This window comes from Escherichia sp. TW09308 (assembly GCF_000208565.1).
In the GTDB taxonomy this organism is placed as follows: Bacteria; Pseudomonadota; Gammaproteobacteria; order Enterobacterales; family Enterobacteriaceae; genus Escherichia; species Escherichia marmotae.
This window is the reverse complement of sequence record NZ_AEME01000001.1, coordinates 2,077,863-2,099,051: the sequence shown is the minus strand read 5'-3', so window position 1 is coordinate 2,099,051 and position 21,189 is coordinate 2,077,863. Positions and strand designations below refer to the sequence as shown.

The window sequence follows — 21,189 nt, the reverse complement described above, 5'->3', positions numbered from 1 at the left end:
GGCACTAAAACAGCAATACAAAAATATAACCCTCTGTAACTTACAGGGCATGGTGAGCGGCCTCGCTATGCCCAAAATCAGGAGATAGCTCGCTATGGATATTCCCGTAAATGCAGCAAAGCCGGGGCGTCGGCGTTATCTGACGTTAGTGATGATTTTTATTACGGTAGTGATTTGTTATGTCGATCGCGCCAACCTGGCCGTGGCTTCCGCCCATATTCAGGAAGAGTTCGGTATTACTAAAGCTGAAATGGGCTATGTATTTTCGGCCTTCGCCTGGCTTTATACCTTATGTCAGATCCCCGGCGGTTGGTTTTTAGATCGCGTGGGTTCACGTGTGACTTATTTTATTGCGATATTTGGCTGGTCGGTGGCGACATTATTCCAGGGATTTGCCACGGGCTTAATGTCATTAATTGGTCTGCGGGCGATAACCGGTATTTTCGAAGCGCCCGCTTTCCCGACCAATAACCGTATGGTGACCAGTTGGTTCCCGGAACATGAACGTGCTTCTGCCGTTGGTTTTTATACCTCTGGTCAGTTTGTCGGTCTGGCGTTTCTGACTCCGCTGCTGATCTGGATTCAGGAGATGTTGAGCTGGCACTGGGTGTTCATTGTCACCGGCGGTATCGGCATTATCTGGTCGCTGATTTGGTTTAAAGTTTACCAGCCGCCGCGCCTGACTAAAGGCATCAGCAAAGCTGAGCTGGATTACATTCGTGATGGTGGCGGTCTGGTGGATGGCGATGCGCCGGTGAAAAAAGAGGCGCGTCAGCCGTTAACGGCAAAAGACTGGAAACTGGTGTTCCATCGTAAACTGATCGGCGTCTATCTCGGGCAATTTGCGGTGGCGTCTACGCTGTGGTTCTTCTTAACCTGGTTCCCGAACTATTTAACCCAGGAAAAAGGGATAACGGCGTTGAAAGCGGGCTTTATGACCACGGTGCCATTTCTCGCTGCGTTTGTCGGTGTACTGCTCTCAGGATGGGTAGCGGATCTGCTGGTGCGGAAGGGCTTTTCGCTGGGCTTTGCGCGTAAAACACCAATAATCTGCGGCTTGTTGATCTCCACCTGCATTATGGGTGCTAACTATACCAATGACCCGATGATGATTATGTGTCTGATGGCGCTGGCATTCTTCGGTAACGGTTTTGCTTCGATTACCTGGTCGCTGGTCTCTTCTTTGGCACCGATGCGCCTGATTGGTTTAACCGGCGGGGTGTTTAACTTCGCCGGTGGTTTGGGGGGTATCACCGTTCCGCTGGTGGTGGGTTACCTGGCGCAGGGTTACGGTTTTGCACCTGCACTGGTTTATATCTCCGCCGTCGCGTTGATTGGCGCGCTCTCTTACATCCTGCTGGTAGGCGATGTGAAGCGCGTTGGGTAATCTCTCAACTGTGGAATATGTGCAATGCCACTGCGCATAATCCACTTTCTTAAGGCCGGTGCGGTCAGGCATCGGCTTTTCAGGATCTTACCGTAGAGTTTTAAACGCAGTTTGCGGGTGGCGTGCCAGTAAGCGGCATTGATTTTCTCCGGCTGCTTCAGTAGCACCGAACGCAGTATTTCCGCGCTATCCAGCGCATAGCTAATCCCCTCCAGCGAGCTGGCACTGATAAATCCCGCTGCTTCGCCAATAAGAAAAGCATTGTCCTTACCGCAGACAAAATCCTGGCAGCGTGAGGGAAACAACACGGTGCATTTTTCACTTTTCACCGCTTTGCCAAACTGGAACTGAAAGGCGTTCATTTTCTCTTTCAGCGCCGCAAAACGCGCCTGGCCGTCTTTCATCGGATAGGCACCGCCAAAAATAAAATAACCGTCTTTGCTGATACTCCATGAGTAACAGTCAGTTATCGCATTATCAAAGATACAGGAGTAGAACGGCGTCGGATGTTTCTCTGTGAACCACTGCTGGATAGCGACATATTTACGAATCTGATGATCCGGGTAGAGATGTCGCCGCACCATCGAGTTTGCACCATCAGCACCGACCAGATAGCGGGCAGTAATGTGTTGCTCCCAGCCATCGGCGCGAAAAATAACATGCCATTTATCATCCTCACGCCAGATTTTCCGGCACAGGCTGTCGTGGTAAACCTCAACGCTGGTAGGGATCAGCGATTTCATCCACAAGTCGAAGGCATGACGATTAATATTGATATAGCTTCGCTGGTAGTTACGCGTGAGCGATGCTGTGACGTCGACGGTTTTGACGCTGAAAATCTGTGGGTTGGCGATCACATCGACAGGGAGCGTTAGCCCGTCGCGAATAAAAGAACGCTGCGCGTCCGGTGCCAGCAGACCACCGCAAGGTTTGCTGAAACCTTCTGTACCGCACTGGTGCTTTTTATCCAGTGCAATCACCTGCATTTTTCCTGCTAACTGCCGCGCCAGTGCGGAACCCGCCGGGCCGAGGCCGATAATCGCTACGTCAAAATGTTCCATCTTTTTACTCACATTCATCACGATGGCAAAAGACTATTGTCTGAAAGTGAAGTCCTTGTGAAGTATGATGACGGAAACCGTTTTGTATCAGGATCACGCCATGAAACAACTCACCAACGCTTCACGAAATCACCTGCTCACCAATACCAACACCTGGACACCCGATAGCCAGTGGCTGGTATTTGACGTGCGGCCTTCTGGCGCGTCGTTTACCGGCGAGACAATTGAGCGTGTGAATATCCATACCGGCGAGGTTGAAGTTATTTACCGGGCGTCACAGGGTGCACACGTTGGCGTGGTGACCGTTCATCCGAAGCTGGAGAAATATGTCTTCATCCACGGCCCAGAAAATCCTGATGAAACATGGCATTACGATTTCCATCACCGCCGCGGCGTGATTGTTGAAGGCGGAAAGATGAGCAATCTCGATGCCATGGATATTACCGTTCCGTACACTCCTGGGGCGCTACGTGGCGGCAGTCATGTACATGTCTTTAGCCCGAACGGTGAAATGGTGAGTTTTACCTATAACGACCATGTACTACATGAATGCTGCCCGGCGCTGGATTTGCGAAACGTCGGGGTTGCGGCACCGTTTGGCCCGGTTAACGTACACAAACAGCATCCGCGCGAATACAGCGGCAGCCACTGGTGCGTGCTGGTAAGTAAAACCACGCCCACGCCGCAGCCGGGCAGTGATGAAATCAATCGCGCTTATGAAGAGGGATGGGTCGGAAACCACGCGCTGGCGTTTATTGGCGACACACTTTCGCTGAACGGCGAGAAAGTACCGGAGCTGTTTATTGTAGAGCTGCCACAAAATGAAAACGGCTGGAAAGCGGCTGGTGAGGAGCCGTTAAGCGGCACGGAATCAACCCTGCCAGCGCCGCCGCGTGGTGTCGTGCAGCGACGTTTAACCTTTACTCACCATCGTACTTACCCAGGGTTAGTCAACGTTCCACGCCATTGGGTGCGTTGTAACCCACAGGGGACGCAAATCGCGTTTTTAATGCGTGGCGATAACGGTATTGTGCAATTGTGGCTTATCTCCCCACAGGGCGGCGAACCGCGCCAGTTAACCGATAACAAAACGGATATTCAGTCAGCGTTTAACTGGCATCCGTCAGGAGAATGGCTGGGTTTTGTGCTGGATAATCGTATTGCCTGTGCACATGCGCAAAGCGGTGAAGTTGAGTATTTAACCGAAAATCACGCCAACCAACCTTCGGCAGACGCCGTGGTCTTCTCGCCAGATGGTCAATGGCTGGCGTGGATGGAAGCTGGCCAGTTGTGGGTCACCGAAACTGGCCACTAATTCAGTTCGTTGGCATTCGGGCTGGTGGAATGACGGCATTGATGGCCTGCGCGTCGGCTTCACTTTTTTCCACGCGTGAGCGCACTGAACTGTCTTTGCGGAATGCATCCCACGGCAGTAAAAGCGTGTCCATAACAGCGGTAAACGGCATATCAAGAATCACCAGTGACTTAGTGCCCCAGTTGGTTTCATTGTCACCAATCATGGTGGCGCTGGCACGGGTGCCAGGGTATGTTCCCTCTTTGCCCCCTGTATGGGACATCACGCTGGAACATCCTGTCATTAACGCCATCCCGCTGCACATTAAGAGTGCTAACAACACATTTCTTATCATAATAAATTCATCAGTTGATCGTTGGTGTTGGCATGATGTGTTATAGCGATCCCTTGCTGAAAATAACATCATCATCATGTCGCACTGTGGCGGCTATCGCACTTTAACGTTTCGTGCTGCCCCTCAGTCTATGCAATAGACCATAAACTGCAAAAAAAAGTCCGTTGGAAAGACTTGAAAAGTGCATATCCAGACCCATTTTTATACCGTAGCCGATGAGAACGCGCCTGATGGGTGTTCTGGCTATCCGACCTGTCCATTGTGGAAGGTCTTACATTCTCGCTGATTTCAGGAGCTATTGATTATGCGTAACTTTGATTTATCCCCGCTTTATCGTTCTGCAATTGGATTTGACCGTTTGTTTAACCACTTAGAAAACAACCAGAGCCAGAGTAATGGTGGCTACCCTCCGTATAACGTTGAACTGGTAGACGAAAACCATTATCGCATTGCTATCGCTGTAGCTGGTTTTGCTGAGAGTGAACTGGAAATTACCGCCCAGGACAATCTGCTGGTGGTGAAAGGTGCTCACGCCGACGAACAAAAAGAGCGCACCTATCTGTACCAGGGCATCGCTGAACGCAACTTCGAACGCAAATTCCAGTTAGCAGAAAACATTCATGTTCGTGGCGCTAACCTGGTGAACGGTCTGCTGTATATCGATCTCGAACGCGTGATTCCGGAAGCGAAAAAACCGCGCCGTATCGAAATCAACTAATTCTCTAAGGCCGCCTGGCGCGGCCTGGCAACTTCATGCTCGCCGTCAGGGAGCATATGCGAATCCTCGGATTTGCAGGTACTTACTCGCTTCTTAGAAGGAGAAATGACTATGCGTAACTTCGATTTATCCCCACTGATGCGTCAATGGATCGGTTTTGACAAACTGGCCAACGCACTGCAAAACGCCGGTGAAAGCCAGAGCTTCCCGCCGTACAACATTGAGAAAAGCGACGATAACCACTACCGCATTACTCTTGCGCTGGCGGGCTTCCGTCAGGAAGATTTAGATATTCAACTGGAAGGTACTCGCCTGAGCGTAAAAGGCACGCCGGAGCAGCCCAAAGAAGAGAAAAAATGGCTGCATCAAGGTCTTATGAATCAGCCTTTTAGCCTGAGTTTTACGCTGGCAGAAAATATGGAAGTCTCTGGTGCAACCTTCGTAAATGGTTTGCTGCATATTGATTTAATTCGTAATGAGCCTGAACCCATCGCAGCGCAGCGTATCGCTATCAGCGAACGTCCCGCGTTAAATAGCTAATTAGCTATTCTTTTTGCCCCGCCAGCCTGGTGGGGCTTTTTTTATTTACCATCTTCAACAATGTGTTAATTTTCGCCAATTTAAGATGTTCCTGCACTCTCTTTCCCGTGATAATGTGCGCCATAAGGCAAATCTGCTTCACCGATTCAGCCATAATCCATAGCAATTAAAATGTTATCTCAAGAGAAATGGACGATGAGTGATATAGCATTAACAGTCAGTATTCTGGCTTTGGTGGCGGTCGTCGGTTTGTTTATCGGCAACGTCAAGTTTCGCGGCGTTGGATTGGGCATTGGCGGCGTACTGTTCGGTGGGATCATCGTCGGCCATTTTGTTTCACAGGCTGGGATGACATTAAGTAGCGACATGCTGCATGTTATCCAGGAATTTGGTCTGATCCTGTTCGTTTACACTATCGGCATTCAAGTGGGGCCGGGATTCTTTGCCTCGTTGCGTGTCTCCGGATTACGCCTTAATTTGTTTGCCGTTTTGGTTGTCATCATCGGTGGCCTGGTCACCGCCATCCTGCATAAATTGTTCGATATCCCACTTCCCGTGGTGCTGGGTATTTTCTCCGGCGCGGTCACCAATACGCCAGCGCTGGGCGCAGGTCAGCAGATCTTACGCGACCTCGGCACACCGATGGAGATGGTTGATCAGATGGGGATGAGCTATGCGATGGCGTATCCATTCGGCATTTGCGGGATTTTGTTCACCATGTGGATACTGCGGGTTATTTTTCGCGTCAATGTTGAGACGGAAGCCCTGCAGCACGAGTCGACACGAACCAACGGCGGTGCGCTAATCAGGACGATTAATATCCGTGTTGAGAATCCTAATTTGCATAATTTAGCCATTAAAGATGTGCCGATTCTCAATGGCGATAAAGTTATCTGCTCGCGATTGAAACGAGAAGAAACCCTAAAAGTACCTTCGCCAGAGACCATTATTCAGTTGGGAGATTTACTGCATCTGGTGGGGCAGCCTGCGGATTTACATAATGCACAACTGGTGATTGGTCAGGAAGTGGATACTTCGCTGTCGACGAAAGGCACCGATTTGCGTGTCGAACGCGTGGTGGTCACCAATGAAAATGTGCTCGGCAAGCGTATTCGCGACCTGCATTTTAAGGAGCGCTATGATGTCGTCATTTCGCGACTGAATCGTGCCGGGGTTGAACTGGTCGCCAGTGGCGATATTAGCCTGCAATTTGGCGATATCCTCAACCTGGTTGGACGCCCGTCGGCTATTGATGCCGTTGCCAATGTATTAGGTAATGCGCAGCAAAAACTGCAACAGGTTCAGATGTTACCCGTGTTTATTGGTATCGGTCTTGGCGTGTTGTTAGGCTCCATTCCGGTGTTCGTGCCAGGATTCCCGGCGGCGTTGAAGCTGGGGCTGGCGGGTGGTCCGCTGATTATGGCGCTGATCCTTGGACGTATCGGCAGTATCGGTAAGCTGTACTGGTTTATGCCGCCAAGTGCCAACCTGGCACTGCGCGAACTGGGTATCGTACTGTTCCTTTCAGTTGTTGGTCTGAAATCCGGCGGCGATTTTATCCATACATTGGTTAATGGCGAAGGGCTAAGTTGGATAGGCTATGGTGCATTGATTACCGCGATTCCGCTGATCACAGCCGGCATTCTGGCGCGGATGTTAGCCAAAATGAATTATCTCACTATGTGTGGGATGTTGGCGGGTTCAATGACCGATCCACCGGCGCTGGCGTTTGCCAATAATCTTCATCCAACCAGTGGTGCAGCGGCTCTCTCTTACGCCACGGTGTATCCATTAGTCATGTTTCTGCGCATCATCACACCCCAGTTACTTGCGGTGCTTTTCTGGGGCATAGGTTAACCCTTTTCCGGGTGGAGTCGCCGTAAATGGTACTCCACCCGGTATTCACAGGCGTTTCTGAACATTACTGAGTTACTTAAACCAGTGAACCACCGGTCAGGAAAGAAAAGATCAGGAATATCAGCACAATTCCACAGATGATGCCGATACCAAAAAGCAAGGTATGGAAAGCCAGCGTCCCGCTACCAAAAAACAGTGCACCGCGAATGCTCCAGCGATTTTCTTTACGCATACCGGCAACAAACGCGCAGAGTAGCGCGGCAATGGCCAGGGCGATACCGCCGTGATCGAGGATTTTATCGACATCAACGTCCTCTTTTTTCTGCGTTGTGGTGATTTTTTCGCCTTTTATTCCGGCGAGAAGACCTCTTTTAATTTCCGCCGTTTTTTCTGCAATAACGCTTTCCAGCGTTGGCGGCGGCGTGGAAAAAGGGCCGAATGAAAAGTGGATAATGCCCATTATTAAAGCGATAGCACCGAACAGCATACCCAGTGAACTGATTTTATTTTGCGCTATGATACCCATCTGACCTCCTTGTAGCGGATGGCAAGCATATCAGGAAAGCGCCGGACGACATTCCTAAAAATAGACGAATAAGACATCGCTATTGCGAAACGACTAAGGAGCCACAGTGAAAATTTCCCGACTCGGAGAAGCGCCCGATTACCGTTTTTCTCTGGCTAATGAGCGTACCTTTCTGGCGTGGATCCGAACTGCGCTGGGTTTTCTGGCGGCAGGTGTTGGACTGGATCAGCTTGCACCGGATTTCGCCACGCCGGTCATTCGCGAACTGCTGGCATTGTTGTTGTGTCTGTTTTCCGGCGGGTTAGCGATGTATGGTTACCTGCGCTGGCTACGTAACGAAAAGGCGATGCGTCTGAAAGAAGATTTACCCTACACCAACAGCTTATTAATCATTAGCTTAATATTGATGATTGTGGCGGTGATCGTTATGGGACTGGTACTGTATGCCGGATAGCCGCAAAGCCAGACGGATTGCCGACCCGGGTCTTCAGCCGGAACGCACATCGCTGGCATGGTTTCGCACCATGCTGGGTTACGGTGCGTTGATGGCGTTGGCAATCAAACACAACTGGCATCAGTCAGGCACATTGTTCTGGATTTCTATTGGCATCCTTTCCTTTGTGGCATTGATCCTCTGGCGCTATACCCGCAATCGCAATTTAATGGATGTCACTAATAGCGATTTTTCCCAATTTTACGTAATCCGTGACAAATTTATGATCTCCCTCGCGGTGTTATCTCTTGCAATACTGTTTGCTGTAACGCATATACATCAAATTATCGTATTAATTGAGAGAATCACATGACAGGAAGTCAGGTTAGAAATGCTGAAGAGGACAGGCACAAATTGGTTATAGAGTATAAAGACGCTCTGCAACCTGCCGATTTTTATCAAAATTTCAAACAGCGAGGCATCCGCTCCGTGCAACTTATTCCCCACATTGAATTTGATGACCGGGGCGAGCTGACGGCAGCTTCGATGACAGAGGAGCTGTGGGGGCAATTTTTAATTGCCCTGTTCGAGTGTTGGGTGCGGGCAGATATCAGTCGTATATCAATTGAGCTTTTCGACGCCACCCTGCAAAAATGGTGCAGGAGCGAAAAACTGCAACCCCGGCGAGGCTGTCAGGGATGTGACTGGCATCGTCTTTGCCCACAAGCATGGGATGATCAGCCGGACGACGTGCTTTGTGCTGGCTATCAAGCTTTTTATTCCCACTCGGCACCGTACATGCGGGTGATGCGCGACTTGATAAAGCAGCATCGTTCTCCCATGGAGTTGATGACGATGCTGCGGTGATGCGAGCTTAAACGGCCTGCCCCTGGTGTGATATCCGCGTTGCCAGCGGCAGCCAGCAAAGCACAATCAATAACCCCATTAAGGTCATCAACAGCCCCAGACTTCCCTGGCCGGTTTGCGGCAGCATCGCAGAGAGCGACGCCAGTACGCCGGAACCAATGTTTTGCAGGCCGCCAACCAGTGCGCCAGCAGTACCTGCCAGGAATGGAAACGGCTCCATCGCGCCGCTGGTGGCCAGCGGAAATAGCATTCCGGCACCAAAAAAGAACAGCGCGGCGGGAACGAGTAGTGTCCAGACATTCATCACGCCAAACCAGCCAGGGATCCACATCATCAGTCCTGCCAGCAGGCAACAGATAACTGACTGCCACATTAACGAAGAGAACCGTTTATTCGGGCGTCCGGCAAACCATGCGCCGAAAAATGCCGCCGGGATTGGCAGAATAAATAAAATACTGACCGTCATACTGCTCAGCCCTAATACTGCGCCCATCAACACACCAGAACAGGCTTCGAAAGCGGCAATTCCTGCCAGACCGCCAATAAGCATCAGTAAATAGCAGTTAAAACCGCCGTTACCGAAAAGAGTTTTATAACTGGTCAGTAGGCGCGTGCGTGGCGCATCGACAGGGCGCGTTTCCGGCATCCAGCGCGCCATACTGAACGTCACACCGGCACAGAGCACCAGCAAAAACAGGTAACAGGCCCGCCAGTTCCACATGGTATTCAGCAGACCGCCAATTAATGGCGCAAGCAAAGGGCTGACGAGAATACCCATATTTAACATGCTATTAGCGTGACGTAGCTGTGTCCGTTCATACAGATCACGCGGTAATGTACGCGCCATCACACCACCGACACCGGTTCCCATTCCCTGCATTGCGCTGGCAGTAATTAATACCGTCAGGCTGGAGGTGGTGACCGCCACCAGCGTTGCTAACATAAAAATGGACATTCCGACGAGGATCACCGGGCGGCGACCCACACGGTCGGAAATTGGGCCATAAAACAGTTGTGAGACACCGTAGGTCAGCAGATACGCGCCCATTACGCTCTGCACCGCCCCTTCACGGACGTTGAGATCGCGCGCCATATCGGCAATAGCTGGAATATAAATAGTTTGTGCCATCTGACCGACAGCCACGAGTAATACCAACATCAATAATAAATTGATGTTTCTATGCGTTTTCATTATCACAGATGCTTATATAAGAATATTTAGAATAAGTTGCTACGCATTCCAATAAATGCGGGAGAGGAATCTATCACATTGATAAATGTTAGCCAGATATATATATGGAATGATGAATAACGAAGCGGCAGAATATATAAACAACAGCGGCAATAAATGTTTCCGGAATGGATTGTAGTTTAAATAAATTCTGTAGGGTGGATACGATGCGTCAGCATCGCATCGACACGAATCTGCCAGCAGAATGTAAAAGACCACCTCCTCAGGAGGTGGTCTTTTACTTCTTACGTTTCAGTACAAAACGTGATCAGTCCCTCATTTTTTCCCTGATGAAAAATTTTCCATTGTCTCTCCTGTAAACCTGTGCTTGTATAAATATTGTTAAACACAAAACAAACAAGGTCCCCAATGACTACTTCCATGCTCAACGCAAAACTACTACCAACTGCGCCATCCGCCGCAGTGGTCGTCGTGCGTGTGGTGGTGGTCGTCGGCAATGCGCCGTAGGGACTGGAACAACACACGATTCCAAAACCCCGCCGGCGCAAACCGGGCGGGGTTTTTCGTTTAAGCACCCCCGGAAAGTCGGCCCAGAAGAAAAGGACTGGAGCATGGCAAGTTCGGGCACAACATCGACACGTAAGCGCTTTACTGGCGCAGAATTTATCGTTTATTTCCTGGAACAACAGGGCATTAAGGTTGTGACGGGGATCCCTGGTGGCTCAATTCTCCCTGTCTATGACGCCTTAAGCCAAAGTACACAAATCCGCCATATTCTGGCCCGTCACGAACAAGGAGCGGGATTTATCGCCCAGGGGATGGCGCGCACCGACGGAAAACCAGCGGTTTGCATGGCCTGCAGTGGGCCGGGAGCGACTAATCTGGTGACTGCCATTGCCGATGCGAGGCTGGACTCCATTCCGCTGATTTGCATCACCGGTCAGGTTCCGGCCTCAATGATTGGCACCGACGCCTTCCAGGAAGTCGATACCTACGGCATCTCTATCCCCATCACCAAACATAACTATCTGGTCAGACATATCGAAGAACTTCCGCAGGTCATGAGCGATGCCTTTCGCATTGCGCAATCAGGCCGCCCTGGCCCGGTGTGGATAGACATTCCTAAGGATGTGCAAACAGCGGTTTTTGAGATTGAAGAACAACCTGCTCCGGTAGAAAAAGCCGCCGCGCCTGCCTTTAGTGAAGAGAGCATTCGTGACGCGGCAGCGATGATTAACGCAGCCAAACGCCCGGTGCTTTATCTGGGAGGCGGTGTGATCAACGCGCCTGCGCGGGTGCGTGAACTGGCAGAGAAAGCGCAACTGCCCACCACCATGACCTTAATGGCGCTGGGCATGTTGCCAAAAGCGCATCCGCTGTCGCTGGGTATGCTGGGAATGCACGGTGTACGCAGCACCAACTTTGTCTTGCAGGAGGCGGATCTGCTGATTGTGCTCGGTGCACGTTTTGATGATCGGGCGATAGGCAAAACCGAGGAGTTCTGCCCGAACGCGAAAATCATTCATGTTGATATCGACCGCGCAGAGCTGGGCAAAGTTAAGCAAGCGCACGTGGCGATTCAGGCGGATGTTGATGATGTGTTGTCGCAATTAATCCCACTGGTGGAAGTCCAACCGCGTACAGAGTGGCACCAACAGGTGGCTGATTTACAACGCGAATTCCCGTGCCCTATCCCGAAAGCATGCGATCCGTTAACGCATTACGGCCTGATCAACGCCGTTGCCGCCTGTGTGGATGACAACGCGATTATCACGACCGATGTTGGTCAGCACCAGATGTGGACCGCACAAGCGTATCCGCTCAATCGTCCTCGTCAGTGGCTGACCTCCGGTGGGCTGGGAACCATGGGCTTTGGCCTGCCAGCGGCGATTGGCGCAGCGCTGGCAAACCCGGATCGCAAAGTTTTATGTTTCTCCGGTGACGGCAGTCTGATGATGAATATTCAGGAGATGGCCACCGCCAGCGAAAACCAACTGGATGTCAAAATCATTCTGATGAACAACGAAGCGTTAGGGTTGGTGCATCAGCAGCAAAGCCTGTTCTACAAGCAGGGCGTTTTTGCCGCCACCTATCCGGGCAAAATCAACTTTATGCAAATAGCCGCCGGATTCGGTCTCGAAACCTGTGATTTGAATAACGAAGCCGATCCGCAGGCTGCGTTGCAGGAAATTATTAATCGCCCTGGCCCGGCGCTGATCCACGTGCGCATTGATGCCGAAGAAAAAGTTTACCCGATGGTGCCGCCAGGTGCGGCGAATACTGAAATGGTGGGGGAATAAACCATGCAAAACACAACTCATGACAACGTGATTCTGGAACTCACCGTTCGCAACCATCCGGGCGTAATGACCCACGTTTGTGGGCTTTTTGCCCGCCGCGCCTTTAACGTCGAGGGTATTCTCTGCCTGCCGATTCAGGACAGCGACAAAAGCCATATTTGGCTACTGGTTAATGATGACCAGCGGCTGGAGCAGATGATAAGCCAAATCGACAAACTGGAAGATGTGGTCAAAGTGCAGCGTAATCAGTCTGACCCGACCATGTTTAACAAGATTGCAGTGTTCTTTCAGTAACCGCTCAAGGCTTGAACAGCGGCGCGCTTATCGTTAAGGTAAGCGCGTTTTTTTACCCGCCAGGACAAGACCATGATCACCGTTGCCCTTATAGACGATCACCTTATCGTCCGCTCCGGCTTTGCGCAGTTGCTGGGGCTGGAACCTGATTTGCAGGTAGTTGCTGAGTTTGGCTCGGGGCGCGAGGCGCTGGCCGGATTGCCTGGGCGCGGTGTGCAGGTGTGTATTTGCGACATCTCAATGCCGGATATTTCGGGGCTGGAGTTGCTAAGTCTGCTACCAAAAGGGATGGCGACAATTATGCTCTCCGTTCATGACAGTCCGGCGCTGGTTGAACAGGCGCTTAATGCGGGCGCGCGCGGTTTTCTCTCCAAACGTTGTAGCCCGGACGAACTGATCGCCGCCGTGCATACAGTTGCCACGGGCGGCTGTTATCTGACGCCGGACATCGCCATTAAGCTGGCATCCGGCCGCCAGGACCCACTGACCAAACGCGAACGTCAGGTGGCGGAAAAGCTGGCGCAAGGGATGGCAGTAAAAGAGATCGCCGCTGAACTGGGGTTGTCGCCTAAAACGGTGCACGTACATCGCGCTAATCTGATGGAAAAACTGGGCGTCAGTAACGACGTTGAACTGGCTCGCCGCATGTTTGATGGCTGGTGATGAAGACGTTTTTTTCCCGCTTAATTACCGTTATAGCCTGCTTTTTTATTTTCTCTGCCGCGTGGTTTTGCCTGTGGAGTATCAGCCTGCATTTGGTTGAACGCCCGGAGCTGGCTGTGCTGCTGTTCCCGTTTGGCTTGCGGCTGGGACTGATGTTGCAATGCCCGCGCGGATACTGGCCCGTATTGCTGGGCGCGGAATGGTTGCTGATTTACTGGTTGATGCAGGCGGTTGGGTTAACGCATTTTCCGTTATTGATGATCGGTAGTTTACTGACGTTACTGCCCGTGGCGTTGATTTCTCGCTATCGCCATCAGCGTGACTGGCGCACGTTGCTGTTACAAGGAGCAGCGTTGACGGCGGCAGCGTTGTTACAGTCACTGCCCTGGCTTTGGCACAGGTATGGAAACGAGTCGTGGAACGCGCTGTTATTGACCTTAACTGGCGGTCTGACGCTGGCTCCTGTTTGTCTCGTGTTCTGGCATTACCTGGCGAATAACACCTGGCTACCGCTGGGGCCGTCGCTGGTTTCTCAGCCGATAAACTGGCGTGGACGCCATCTGGTCTGGTACTTGCTGCTGTTTGTTATCAGTCTCTGGCTGCAACTGGGGCTGCCGAACGAACTGTCGCGCTTTACGCCATTCTGCCTGGCGCTGCCGATTATTGCCCTGGCCTGGCACTATGGCTGGCAAGGAGCGCTGATTGCGACGCTGATGAACGCCATTGCGTTGATTGCCAGCCAGACATGGCATGATCATCCGGTGGATTTATTGCTCTCGCTGCTGGTGCAAAGCCTTACAGGCTTGTTGCTTGGTGCAGGTATTCAGCGACTGCGCGAGCTTAACCAGTCGCTGCAAAAGGAACTGGCGCGCAATCAGCATCTTGCCGAACGTTTGCTGGAAACCGAAGAGAGCGTGCGCCGCGACGTAGCGCGTGAACTGCACGATGATATCGGCCAGACCATCACCGCTATTCGCACCCAGGCGGGCATTGTTCAGCGACTGGCAGCGGATAACGCCAGTGTGAAGCAGAGTGGACAGCTAATCGAACAACTGTCGCTGGGCGTTTACGACGCGGTGCGCCGCTTGTTAGGGCGGTTACGCCCACGTCAGTTGGATGACCTCACTCTTGAGCAGGCCATCCGTTCACTGATGCGAGAAATGGAACTGGAGGGGCGCGGTATTATCAGTCATCTCGAATGGCGGATAGATGAATCGGCGTTAAGTGAAAACCAGCGAGTAACGCTGTTTCGTGTCTGCCAGGAAGGGCTGAACAACATTGTGAAACATGCCGATGCCAGTGCGGTCACGCTGCAAGGCTGGCAGCAGGATGAGCGGTTAATGCTGGTGATTGAAGACGATGGTAGCGGTTTGCCGCCAGACTCAGGGCAACACGGTTTTGGCCTCACCGGAATGCGTGAGCGCGTGACGGCGCTGGGCGGCACCTTAACCATCTCCTGTCTGCACGGCACACGCGTCAGTGTCTCTCTCCCCCAACGTTATGTCTAAGGCTTGATGATGTTGCAGTTTCTGAAAGCGCCTGCCGACGCGCCGCTGATGAGTGATAAACGTGAAATTGATGCCTGCTACCGCTACTGGCGTCGGCATATTTTGTTGACCATCTGGTTAGGTTATGCGCTGTTTTATTTCACGCGTAAAAGTTTTAACGCCGCTATGCCGGAAATCCTTGCTACCGGCGTGCTAAGTCGTAGCGATATTGGCCTGTTAGCAACCCTGTTTTATATCACCTACGGTTTGTCGAAGTTTGTCTCCGGCATTGTCAGCGACCGCTCAAATGCGCGTTATTTTATGGGGATTGGGCTTATCGCGACTGGCATCATCAACATTCTGTTTGGATTTTCCACTTCGCTATGGGCGTTTGCCGTGCTCTGGGTGTTGAACGCCTTTTTCCAGGGCTGGGGGTCGCCGGTTTGTGCGCGTCTGTTAACTGCCTGGTATTCACGTACCGAGCGTGGCGGTTGGTGGGCGCTGTGGAATACGGCACATAACGTTGGCGGTGCGTTGATCCCCATCGTGATGGCGGCAGTTGCGCTGCATTATAGCTGGCGTATCGGGATGATGATTGCCGGAAGTTTAGCCATTATAGTGGGGGTTTTTCTCTGCTGGCGGCTACGCGACCGCCCGCAGGCGTTAGGTTTACCGGCGGTCGGAGAATGGCGGCATGACGCACTGGAGGTAGCCCAGCAACAGGAAGGGGCGGGGTTGACACGTAAAGAGATCCTCACCAAATATGTGTTGCTGAATCCATACATCTGGCTGCTTTCGTTCTGCTACGTGCTGGTTTACGTGGTTCGTGCAGCGATTAACGACTGGGGCAACTTGTACATGTCCGAGACGCTGGGCGTCGATTTGGTGACGGCGAATACCGCGGTAACCATGTTTGAACTGGGCGGATTTATCGGTGCGCTGGTTGCAGGCTGGGGATCGGACAAACTGTTTAACGGTAACCGTGGGCCGATGAATTTGATATTCGCCGCGGGGATTTTGCTTTCTGTCGGCTCGCTGTGGCTGATGCCGTTTGCCAGTTACGTGATGCAGGCGACCTGCTTTTTCACCATTGGTTTTTTTGTTTTTGGCCCGCAGATGTTAATCGGCATGGCAGCGGCAGAGTGTTCTCACAAAGAGGCGGCAGGGGCAGCGACGGGGTTTGTCGGCTTGTTTGCTTATCTTGGGGCATCGCTCGCCGGTTGGCCGCTGGCGAAAGTGCTCGATACCTGGCACTGGAGCGGTTTTTTTGTGGTTATCGCTATCGCCGCCGGGATTTCGGCGCTGCTGTTACTGCCCTTTTTGAATGCTCAGGCACCACGCGAAGCGTGATGCATCTCACCTTTTTACTTCATATCCGGCAAAACTAAGAAATTTTCCTGGTTTTGCCTGGACGCTATCCCAGGCCTGATTTGCTGCTGATTTTTACAATGAATACCTCACGCAGGTATTCATTTCAGGAGTAACCCATGCTGGCTTTCCTCAACCAGGTTCGCAAGCCGACTCTGGATCTTCCGCTCGAAGTGCGGCGCAAAATGTGGTTCAAACCGTTCATGCAATCCTACCTGGTGGTCTTTATTGGCTACCTGACGATGTACCTGATTCGTAAGAACTTTAACATTGCGCAGAACGACATGATCTCCACCTACGGGCTGAGCATGACGCAGTTGGGGATGATAGGACTGGGCTTCTCCATCACCTATGGCGTGGGTAAAACGCTGGTTTCCTATTACGCTGACGGCAAAAATACTAAGCAGTTCCTGCCATTCATGCTGATCCTTTCAGCTATTTGTATGCTGGGGTTCAGTGCCAGTATGGGCAGCGGCTCGGTTAGCCTGTTCCTGATGATTGCTTTCTACGCCTTAAGCGGCTTTTTCCAGAGCACCGGCGGTTCGTGCAGTTACTCCACCATCACCAAATGGACGCCGCGTCGTAAGCGCGGGACGTTCCTCGGTTTCTGGAACATTTCCCACAACCTCGGCGGCGCGGGTGCGGCGGGTGTGGCGCTGTTCGGCGCAAATTACCTGTTCGATGGCCACGTGATTGGCATGTTTATTTTCCCGTCGATTATTGCACTGATTGTCGGTTTTATTGGTCTGCGTTACGGAAGTGACTCCCCTGAAGCTTATGGTCTTGGCAAAGCCGAAGAACTGTTCGGTGAAGAGATCAGCGAAGAGGACAAAGAGACGGAATCCACGGATATGACCAAGTGGCAGATCTTTGTCGAATATGTTTTGAAAAACAAAGTGATCTGGCTGCTGTGCTTCGCCAACATCTTCCTGTACGTGGTGCGTATTGGTATCGACCAGTGGTCAACCGTCTACGCTTTCCAGGAACTCAAACTCTCTAAAGCGGTAGCGATTCAGGGCTTTACGCTGTTTGAAGCAGGCGCACTGGTCGGTACGCTGCTGTGGGGCTGGCTCTCCGACCTGGCGAATGGTCGCCGTGGCCTGGTGGCCTGCATCGCGCTGGCACTGATTATCGCGACACTCGGTGTGTATCAGCACGCCAGCAATCAATACATCTACCTGGCTTCTCTCTTTGCATTAGGTTTCCTGGTATTTGGTCCGCAACTGTTGATTGGTGTGGCGGCTGTTGGCTTTGTACCGAAAAAAGCGATCGGCGCTGCCGACGGGATTAAAGGCACCTTCGCCTACCTGATTGGTGACAGCTTTGCCAAGTTAGGTCTGGGGATGATTGCCGATGGTACTCCGGTATTCGGCCTTACCGGCTGGGCTGGAACCTTCGCCGCGCTGGATATCGCCGCAATTGGCTGTATCTGCCTGATGGCGATAGTCGCGGTGATGGAAGAACGCAAAATCCGCCGCGAGAAAAAAATTCAGCAGTTGACAGTGGCATAAACGTAACTGGTGACTTTTGCCCGGCATGATGCCGGGCTTTTTTTATTCCGCGATCTCAAGCGTAGTGAAGGAAAACGTCTCGCCATCAAACAAACCCTGGCTGGTCAGTTTCAGCGCGGGGATCACTGGCAGGGAAAGAAATGCCATCTGAATAAACGGTTCATCCGGTAGTGGACCACATTCACGGGCGGCGACTTTCAATGCGTCAATTTGTTCCGCCAGTGACTGCGCTGTGTCGGTGCTCATCAGCCCGGCAATGGGCAACGGCAGGTGGCTCTGTACCTGACCGTTACGTACTACGCAAAGCCCACCGCCGTCCTGAATAACCTGATTCACCGCCAGCGCCATTTCTTCGGTGCTACGACCGATCACCACAATATTATGGCTGTCATGGCTGACCGTCGCCGCCATCGCGCCTTCGTTCAGGCCAAAGCCGCCGAGCAAACCACAGGCCGGAGTCAGTCGTTGTCCGTAGCGCTCAAGCACGGCAATAAAGCACACATCATCGCGATCAAAACCGTTTTCGCTGTAAACGCAGGAGCGGGAGTGCGTAATCAGTTCGTTATGAATAACGTCAATGACACGATAGCGTTTTCCGGGAGTAAATTGCAGCGCAAAGTCGCTGGCGGAAACTGGCTGGCGGGCAATGGTATTGCCATACGGCGGGGCAGATTGCGCCAGTCTTACCGACTCTTGTGCCTGTAAGGTTTGTGCGTCAATCGGTTCGCCTTTCACCAGTACCTGTTGTACTGTGACCTTACGCGCGTCACTTAGCAGAACGATATCGGCCTGTTTGCCTGGTGCCAGTAAACCGAGATGATTAAGACCAAAATGACGCGCCGTCGACCAACTGGCTACACGATATGCCACATGCAGCGGCACATTGTGTTGTTCGATCAGGCGGCGGATTAAGGCGTCGATATGCCCTTCATGGGCAATTTCCCACGGGTTACGGTCATCGGTACAGAGCATGCATTGCGGGCTGTTAAATTCGTTGATCAACGGTGCCAGTGCATTGAGATTGCGGGCGGCGGACCCTTCGCGGATCATCAACGACATACCGAGTTGTAATTTCTGGCGACCTTCTTCCAGCAGATAACTTTCGTGGCAGTTTTCAATACCCGCAGCAATATAAGCGTTAAGTTCTTTACCACCCAAACCGGGACAGTGACCGTCCAGCGTCAGATGGCGAAACGCGTCCAGTTTATCGAGTAGCGCATTTTGGCCGCTAATCACGCCTGGATAGTCCATCATCTCGGCCAGACCGGTAACCTGCGGATGATCCCGCCAGGTGAGCATCTGTTCGAGGGTAAAACTGGCACCGTTTACATCGCAGCCTTCCAGGGCGGGAACGCAAGAACTGACCTGCAAATACTGATTCTGCCTTGCCTGTTCAGCGCAGCGGGCAAACCAGGCGAATCCGGCTTCACCCATGACGTTGACGATTTCATGAGGGTCGCAAATGACGGTTGTCAGGCCACGCGGCAGGGTGGCGGTTTCAAAGGTGACTGGCGTCATCATGCTGGATTCAATATGCAGGTGAGCATCAATAAACCCCGGCACTGCCGTTGCGCCGTTAGCATCAATTCGATGCAAAGCCGGAGCGTCGGCGTATTCTGCGCCAACACCGGCAATGTAACGCCCTTTAATCACTATCGGGCCGGAAATTTCTCCGCCATTGATCAGATCCAGAATAGAGACATTATCAATAATATAATCGGCAACGGCTTCTCCACGGGATACGGCTAACAATTCCTGGTATTTGCCCCGACTAATGTGATGAAATTTATGGCTAATAGAATTATTCATGTTTTTCTCATTTTGATTTTATCAGTTTGATTATTATTTATCATAAAGAAACGTCGCGAGATTATTAAAGAATATCCATTAATGTGCAATTGAAATGTGATAATTATCACTGAACCGTTGTTGTCATTTGTTTTACAAAAGCAAGGAATTAAATCTCCTTCAATGGACAAAAAAATGAATAATGACAATACCGATTACGTGAGTAATGAATCAGGGACGCTTTCGCGATTATTTAAACTGCCGCAACATGGGACCACCGTCCGCACAGAATTGATTGCAGGGATGACCACTTTTTTAACCATGGTGTACATCGTTTTCGTTAACCCGCAAATTCTCGGTGCGGCGCAAATGGATCCGAAAGTGGTGTTTGTCACCACCTGTCTGATTGCCGGTATCGGCAGCATTGCGATGGGGATATTTGCTAACTTACCCGTAGCGCTGGCTCCAGCAATGGGGCTGAATGCCTTCTTTGCGTTTGTGGTGGTGGGGGCAATGGGCATCTCCTGGCAGACCGGTATGGGCGCTATATTCTGGGGCGCAATAGGGCTATTTTTGCTCACGCTTTTTCGTATACGTTACTGGATGATATCTAACATTCCGTTAAGTTTACGTATTGGTATCACCAGTGGCATCGGGTTATTTATTGCCTTAATGGGATTAAAAAACACCGGTGTTATTGTCGCCAATAAAGATACGCTGGTGATGATTGGTGATTTAAGTTCTCATGGTGTGTTGTTGGGTATTTTAGGTTTTTTTATTATAACCGTGTTGTCATCACGTAATTTTCACGCCGCGGTGTTGGTTTCTATTGTTGTTACTTCCTGCTGTGGATTATTTTTTGGTGATGTTCATTTTAGCGGCATCTATTCCATTCCACCTGATATTAGCGGTGTTATTGGTGAAGTTGATTTGAGCGGAGCATTGTCGCTTGAACTGGCCGGTATCATTTTCTCCTTTATGTTGATCAACCTATTTGATTCATCAGGAACATTAATTGGCGTAACTGATAAAGCTGGCTTAATAGATAGCCACGGTAAATTCCCGAATATGAATAAGGCGCTGTATGTCGATAGCGTCAGTTCGGTGGCTGGCGCGTTTATCGGCACCTCTTCTGTTACCGCCTATATTGAAAGTACTTCTGGTGTGGCGGTCGGTGGTCGCACGGGGCTGACTGCGGTAGTGGTCGGCGTTATGTTCCTGCTGGTTATGTTTTTCTCGCCGCTGGTGGCGATGGTTCCTCCTTACGCAACCGCCGGGGCGTTAATCTTTGTTGGTGTGTTGATGACTTCAAGTCTGGCGCGCGTTAACTGGGATGATTTTACCGAATCGGTGCCCGCATTTATTACCACGGTAATGATGCCTTTTACCTTTTCAATTACTGAAGGTATCGCGCTGGGCTTTATGTCGTACTGCATCATGAAAGTGTGCACCGGGCGCTGGCGCGATCTGAACCTGTGTGTGGTGGTGGTAGCGGCGCTATTTGCGTTGAAAATCATCCTGGTGGATTAGTATCTGATAAGTGTTTCC

21 protein-coding genes, 1 pseudogene and 1 other annotated feature are annotated in these 21,189 nt (G+C 51.4%); of the genes and pseudogenes, 16 read left to right on the top strand and 6 right to left on the bottom strand.

What is annotated here, in order from left to right; all coding sequences use genetic code 11:
* The first annotated feature begins 94 nt into the window (after positions 1-94).
* Positions 95-1,387 (top strand): MFS transporter, encoded by a 1,293-nt coding sequence (locus ESM_RS0110085; protein ID WP_000354284.1) that lies wholly within the window; start codon positions 95-97, stop codon positions 1,385-1,387.
* On the opposite strand, the gene cbrA is transcribed toward ESM_RS0110085, so the two are convergent.
* Positions 1,348-2,448: a colicin M resistance lipid reductase CbrA gene (gene cbrA / locus ESM_RS0110080; protein WP_010377868.1), complete on the bottom strand. Its 1,101-nt coding sequence runs from the start codon at positions 2,446-2,448 to the stop codon at positions 1,348-1,350. The two genes, ESM_RS0110085 and cbrA, sit on opposite strands and share 40 nt — an antisense overlap.
* A gap of 100 nt (positions 2,449-2,548) precedes the next feature.
* Between cbrA and ESM_RS0110075 the strand changes: the two genes are divergently transcribed.
* Positions 2,549-3,763: a DUF3748 domain-containing protein gene (locus ESM_RS0110075; protein ID WP_010377865.1), complete on the top strand. Its 1,215-nt coding sequence runs from the start codon at positions 2,549-2,551 to the stop codon at positions 3,761-3,763.
* A 1-nt stretch (position 3,764) separates the two neighbouring features.
* Here ESM_RS0110075 and ESM_RS01000000124580 read toward each other — a convergent pair whose 3' ends face one another.
* Entirely contained in the window at positions 3,765-4,097 is a 333-nt protein-coding gene (locus ESM_RS01000000124580; RefSeq protein WP_010377863.1) for a YceK/YidQ family lipoprotein, read from the bottom strand.
* 238 nt (positions 4,098-4,335) lie between these two features.
* Positions 4,336-4,408: a sequence feature (ROSE (Repression Of Heat Shock gene Expression) occurs in the 5'-region of heat shock genes and acts as an RNA thermometer to modulate expression.), on the top strand.
* Here ESM_RS01000000124580 and ibpA point away from each other — a divergent pair.
* The 3 genes from ibpA to ESM_RS0110050 all read left to right on the top strand — a co-directional run bounded on the left by ibpA (position 4,402) and on the right by ESM_RS0110050 (position 7,212).
* Complete coding sequence (gene ibpA, locus ESM_RS0110065; RefSeq protein WP_001243437.1) at positions 4,402-4,815, top strand: small heat shock chaperone IbpA; 414 nt, start codon at positions 4,402-4,404, stop codon at positions 4,813-4,815. Its footprint overlaps the feature before it by 7 nt.
* A 111-nt stretch (positions 4,816-4,926) precedes the next feature.
* Positions 4,927-5,355 carry a small heat shock chaperone IbpB gene (gene ibpB, locus ESM_RS0110060; RefSeq protein ID WP_001243426.1) on the top strand — a complete coding sequence of 143 codons (429 nt, stop codon included), beginning with the start codon at positions 4,927-4,929 and terminating at the stop codon, positions 5,353-5,355.
* Between the two features lie 195 nt (positions 5,356-5,550).
* Positions 5,551-7,212, top strand: coding sequence for a putative transporter (locus tag ESM_RS0110050; protein ID WP_001279777.1), 1,662 nt, complete (start codon positions 5,551-5,553; stop codon positions 7,210-7,212).
* Here ESM_RS0110050 and ESM_RS1000000128800 read toward each other — a convergent pair.
* Positions 7,209-7,292 (bottom strand): annotated as a pseudogene (locus ESM_RS1000000128800) (GntR family transcriptional regulator); the annotation flags it as partial. The gene ESM_RS0110050 and the pseudogene ESM_RS1000000128800 overlap by 4 nt on opposite strands.
* Positions 7,289-7,738, bottom strand: a complete 450-nt coding sequence (yidI, locus tag ESM_RS0110045) for a protein YidI (protein ID WP_000511286.1) — start codon at positions 7,736-7,738, stop codon at positions 7,289-7,291. The pseudogene ESM_RS1000000128800 and the gene yidI, both read right to left, overlap by 4 nt.
* Positions 7,739-7,844: 106 nt before the next feature.
* Between yidI and ESM_RS0110040 the strand changes: the two genes are divergently transcribed.
* From ESM_RS0110040 to ESM_RS0110030, 3 genes are read left to right on the top strand one after another with little or no spacing between them, the layout of a single operon-like run.
* Entirely contained in the window at positions 7,845-8,192 is a 348-nt protein-coding gene (locus tag ESM_RS0110040; RefSeq protein WP_000703955.1) for a YidH family protein, read from the top strand.
* Positions 8,182-8,544 (top strand): DUF202 domain-containing protein, encoded by a 363-nt coding sequence (locus ESM_RS0110035; RefSeq protein ID WP_001113441.1) that lies wholly within the window; start codon positions 8,182-8,184, stop codon positions 8,542-8,544. Before ESM_RS0110040 ends, ESM_RS0110035 begins: the two co-directional genes overlap by 11 nt.
* Positions 8,541-9,038 carry a radical SAM protein gene (locus ESM_RS0110030; protein ID WP_000148082.1) on the top strand — a complete coding sequence of 166 codons (498 nt, stop codon included), beginning with the start codon at positions 8,541-8,543 and terminating at the stop codon, positions 9,036-9,038. Before ESM_RS0110035 ends, ESM_RS0110030 begins: the two co-directional genes overlap by 4 nt.
* Positions 9,039-9,045: 7 nt before the next feature.
* Here the strand turns inward: ESM_RS0110030 and emrD are convergent, their stop codons facing one another.
* Positions 9,046-10,230: a multidrug efflux MFS transporter EmrD gene (gene emrD, locus ESM_RS0110025; protein ID WP_001517436.1), complete on the bottom strand. Its 1,185-nt coding sequence runs from the start codon at positions 10,228-10,230 to the stop codon at positions 9,046-9,048.
* A 408-nt stretch (positions 10,231-10,638) separates the two neighbouring features.
* On the opposite strand from emrD, the gene ivbL reads away from it, so the two are divergent.
* From ivbL to uhpT, 7 genes are all read left to right on the top strand, one after another.
* The gene (gene ivbL, locus ESM_RS01000000124575; protein WP_001300753.1) at positions 10,639-10,737 is read left to right on the top strand and encodes an ilvB operon leader peptide IvbL; all 99 of its coding nucleotides are present in this window, start codon (positions 10,639-10,641) and stop codon (positions 10,735-10,737) included.
* Between the two features lie 104 nt (positions 10,738-10,841).
* The gene (ilvB, locus tag ESM_RS0110020; protein ID WP_000168508.1) at positions 10,842-12,530 is read left to right on the top strand and encodes an acetolactate synthase large subunit; all 1,689 of its coding nucleotides are present in this window, start codon (positions 10,842-10,844) and stop codon (positions 12,528-12,530) included.
* 3 nt (positions 12,531-12,533) lie between these two features.
* A complete protein-coding gene (gene ilvN, locus ESM_RS0110015) occupies positions 12,534-12,824 on the top strand; it encodes an acetolactate synthase small subunit (protein ID WP_001181706.1) in 291 nt (96 codons plus the stop codon).
* A 72-nt stretch (positions 12,825-12,896) separates the two neighbouring features.
* Entirely contained in the window at positions 12,897-13,487 is a 591-nt protein-coding gene (gene uhpA, locus ESM_RS0110010; protein ID WP_000633662.1) for a transcriptional regulator UhpA, read from the top strand.
* Positions 13,487-14,995, top strand: a complete 1,509-nt coding sequence (gene uhpB / locus ESM_RS0110005) for a signal transduction histidine-protein kinase/phosphatase UhpB (RefSeq protein ID WP_001517438.1) — start codon at positions 13,487-13,489, stop codon at positions 14,993-14,995. The genes uhpA and uhpB overlap by 1 nt, the downstream gene beginning before the upstream one ends.
* 9 nt (positions 14,996-15,004) lie before the next feature.
* The gene (uhpC, locus tag ESM_RS0110000) at positions 15,005-16,324 is read left to right on the top strand and encodes an MFS transporter family glucose-6-phosphate receptor UhpC (RefSeq protein WP_001517439.1); all 1,320 of its coding nucleotides are present in this window, start codon (positions 15,005-15,007) and stop codon (positions 16,322-16,324) included.
* 137 nt (positions 16,325-16,461) lie between these two features.
* The gene (gene uhpT, locus ESM_RS0109995) at positions 16,462-17,853 is read left to right on the top strand and encodes a hexose-6-phosphate:phosphate antiporter (RefSeq protein WP_000879190.1); all 1,392 of its coding nucleotides are present in this window, start codon (positions 16,462-16,464) and stop codon (positions 17,851-17,853) included.
* A gap of 42 nt (positions 17,854-17,895) precedes the next feature.
* On the opposite strand, the gene adeD is transcribed toward uhpT, so the two are convergent.
* On the bottom strand, positions 17,896-19,662 hold the full coding sequence (gene adeD, locus ESM_RS0109990) for an adenine deaminase (protein WP_001065762.1): 1,767 nt from the start codon (positions 19,660-19,662) through the stop codon (positions 17,896-17,898).
* Positions 19,663-19,836: 174 nt separating this feature from the next.
* On the opposite strand from adeD, the gene adeQ reads away from it, so the two are divergent.
* On the top strand, positions 19,837-21,171 hold the full coding sequence (adeQ, locus tag ESM_RS0109985; RefSeq protein WP_010377843.1) for an adenine permease AdeQ: 1,335 nt from the start codon (positions 19,837-19,839) through the stop codon (positions 21,169-21,171).
* The last annotated feature ends 18 nt before the right edge of the window (positions 21,172-21,189 follow it).

Coding starts and splice junctions, on each gene's coding strand:
- ibpB (WP_001243426.1), top strand. CDS start 4,927: ATGCGTAACTTCGATTTATCCCCACTGATGCGTCAATGGATCGGTTTT.
- yidI (WP_000511286.1), bottom strand. CDS start 7,738: ATGGGTATCATAGCGCAAAATAAAATCAGTTCACTGGGTATGCTGTTC.
- uhpB (WP_001517438.1), top strand. CDS start 13,487: ATGAAGACGTTTTTTTCCCGCTTAATTACCGTTATAGCCTGCTTTTTT.
- ESM_RS0110030 (WP_000148082.1), top strand. CDS start 8,541: ATGACAGGAAGTCAGGTTAGAAATGCTGAAGAGGACAGGCACAAATTG.
- uhpC (WP_001517439.1), top strand. CDS start 15,005: ATGTTGCAGTTTCTGAAAGCGCCTGCCGACGCGCCGCTGATGAGTGAT.
- ESM_RS0110035 (WP_001113441.1), top strand. CDS start 8,182: ATGCCGGATAGCCGCAAAGCCAGACGGATTGCCGACCCGGGTCTTCAG.
- adeQ (WP_010377843.1), top strand. CDS start 19,837: ATGAATAATGACAATACCGATTACGTGAGTAATGAATCAGGGACGCTT.
- uhpA (WP_000633662.1), top strand. CDS start 12,897: ATGATCACCGTTGCCCTTATAGACGATCACCTTATCGTCCGCTCCGGC.
- ESM_RS01000000124580 (WP_010377863.1), bottom strand. CDS start 4,097: ATGATAAGAAATGTGTTGTTAGCACTCTTAATGTGCAGCGGGATGGCG.
- ivbL (WP_001300753.1), top strand. CDS start 10,639: ATGACTACTTCCATGCTCAACGCAAAACTACTACCAACTGCGCCATCC.
- ibpA (WP_001243437.1), top strand. CDS start 4,402: ATGCGTAACTTTGATTTATCCCCGCTTTATCGTTCTGCAATTGGATTT.
- ESM_RS0110085 (WP_000354284.1), top strand. CDS start 95: ATGGATATTCCCGTAAATGCAGCAAAGCCGGGGCGTCGGCGTTATCTG.
- adeD (WP_001065762.1), bottom strand. CDS start 19,662: ATGAATAATTCTATTAGCCATAAATTTCATCACATTAGTCGGGGCAAA.
- ESM_RS0110050 (WP_001279777.1), top strand. CDS start 5,551: ATGAGTGATATAGCATTAACAGTCAGTATTCTGGCTTTGGTGGCGGTC.
- cbrA (WP_010377868.1), bottom strand. CDS start 2,448: ATGGAACATTTTGACGTAGCGATTATCGGCCTCGGCCCGGCGGGTTCC.
- ilvB (WP_000168508.1), top strand. CDS start 10,842: ATGGCAAGTTCGGGCACAACATCGACACGTAAGCGCTTTACTGGCGCA.
- ilvN (WP_001181706.1), top strand. CDS start 12,534: ATGCAAAACACAACTCATGACAACGTGATTCTGGAACTCACCGTTCGC.
- emrD (WP_001517436.1), bottom strand. CDS start 10,230: ATGAAAACGCATAGAAACATCAATTTATTATTGATGTTGGTATTACTC.
- ESM_RS0110075 (WP_010377865.1), top strand. CDS start 2,549: ATGAAACAACTCACCAACGCTTCACGAAATCACCTGCTCACCAATACC.
- uhpT (WP_000879190.1), top strand. CDS start 16,462: ATGCTGGCTTTCCTCAACCAGGTTCGCAAGCCGACTCTGGATCTTCCG.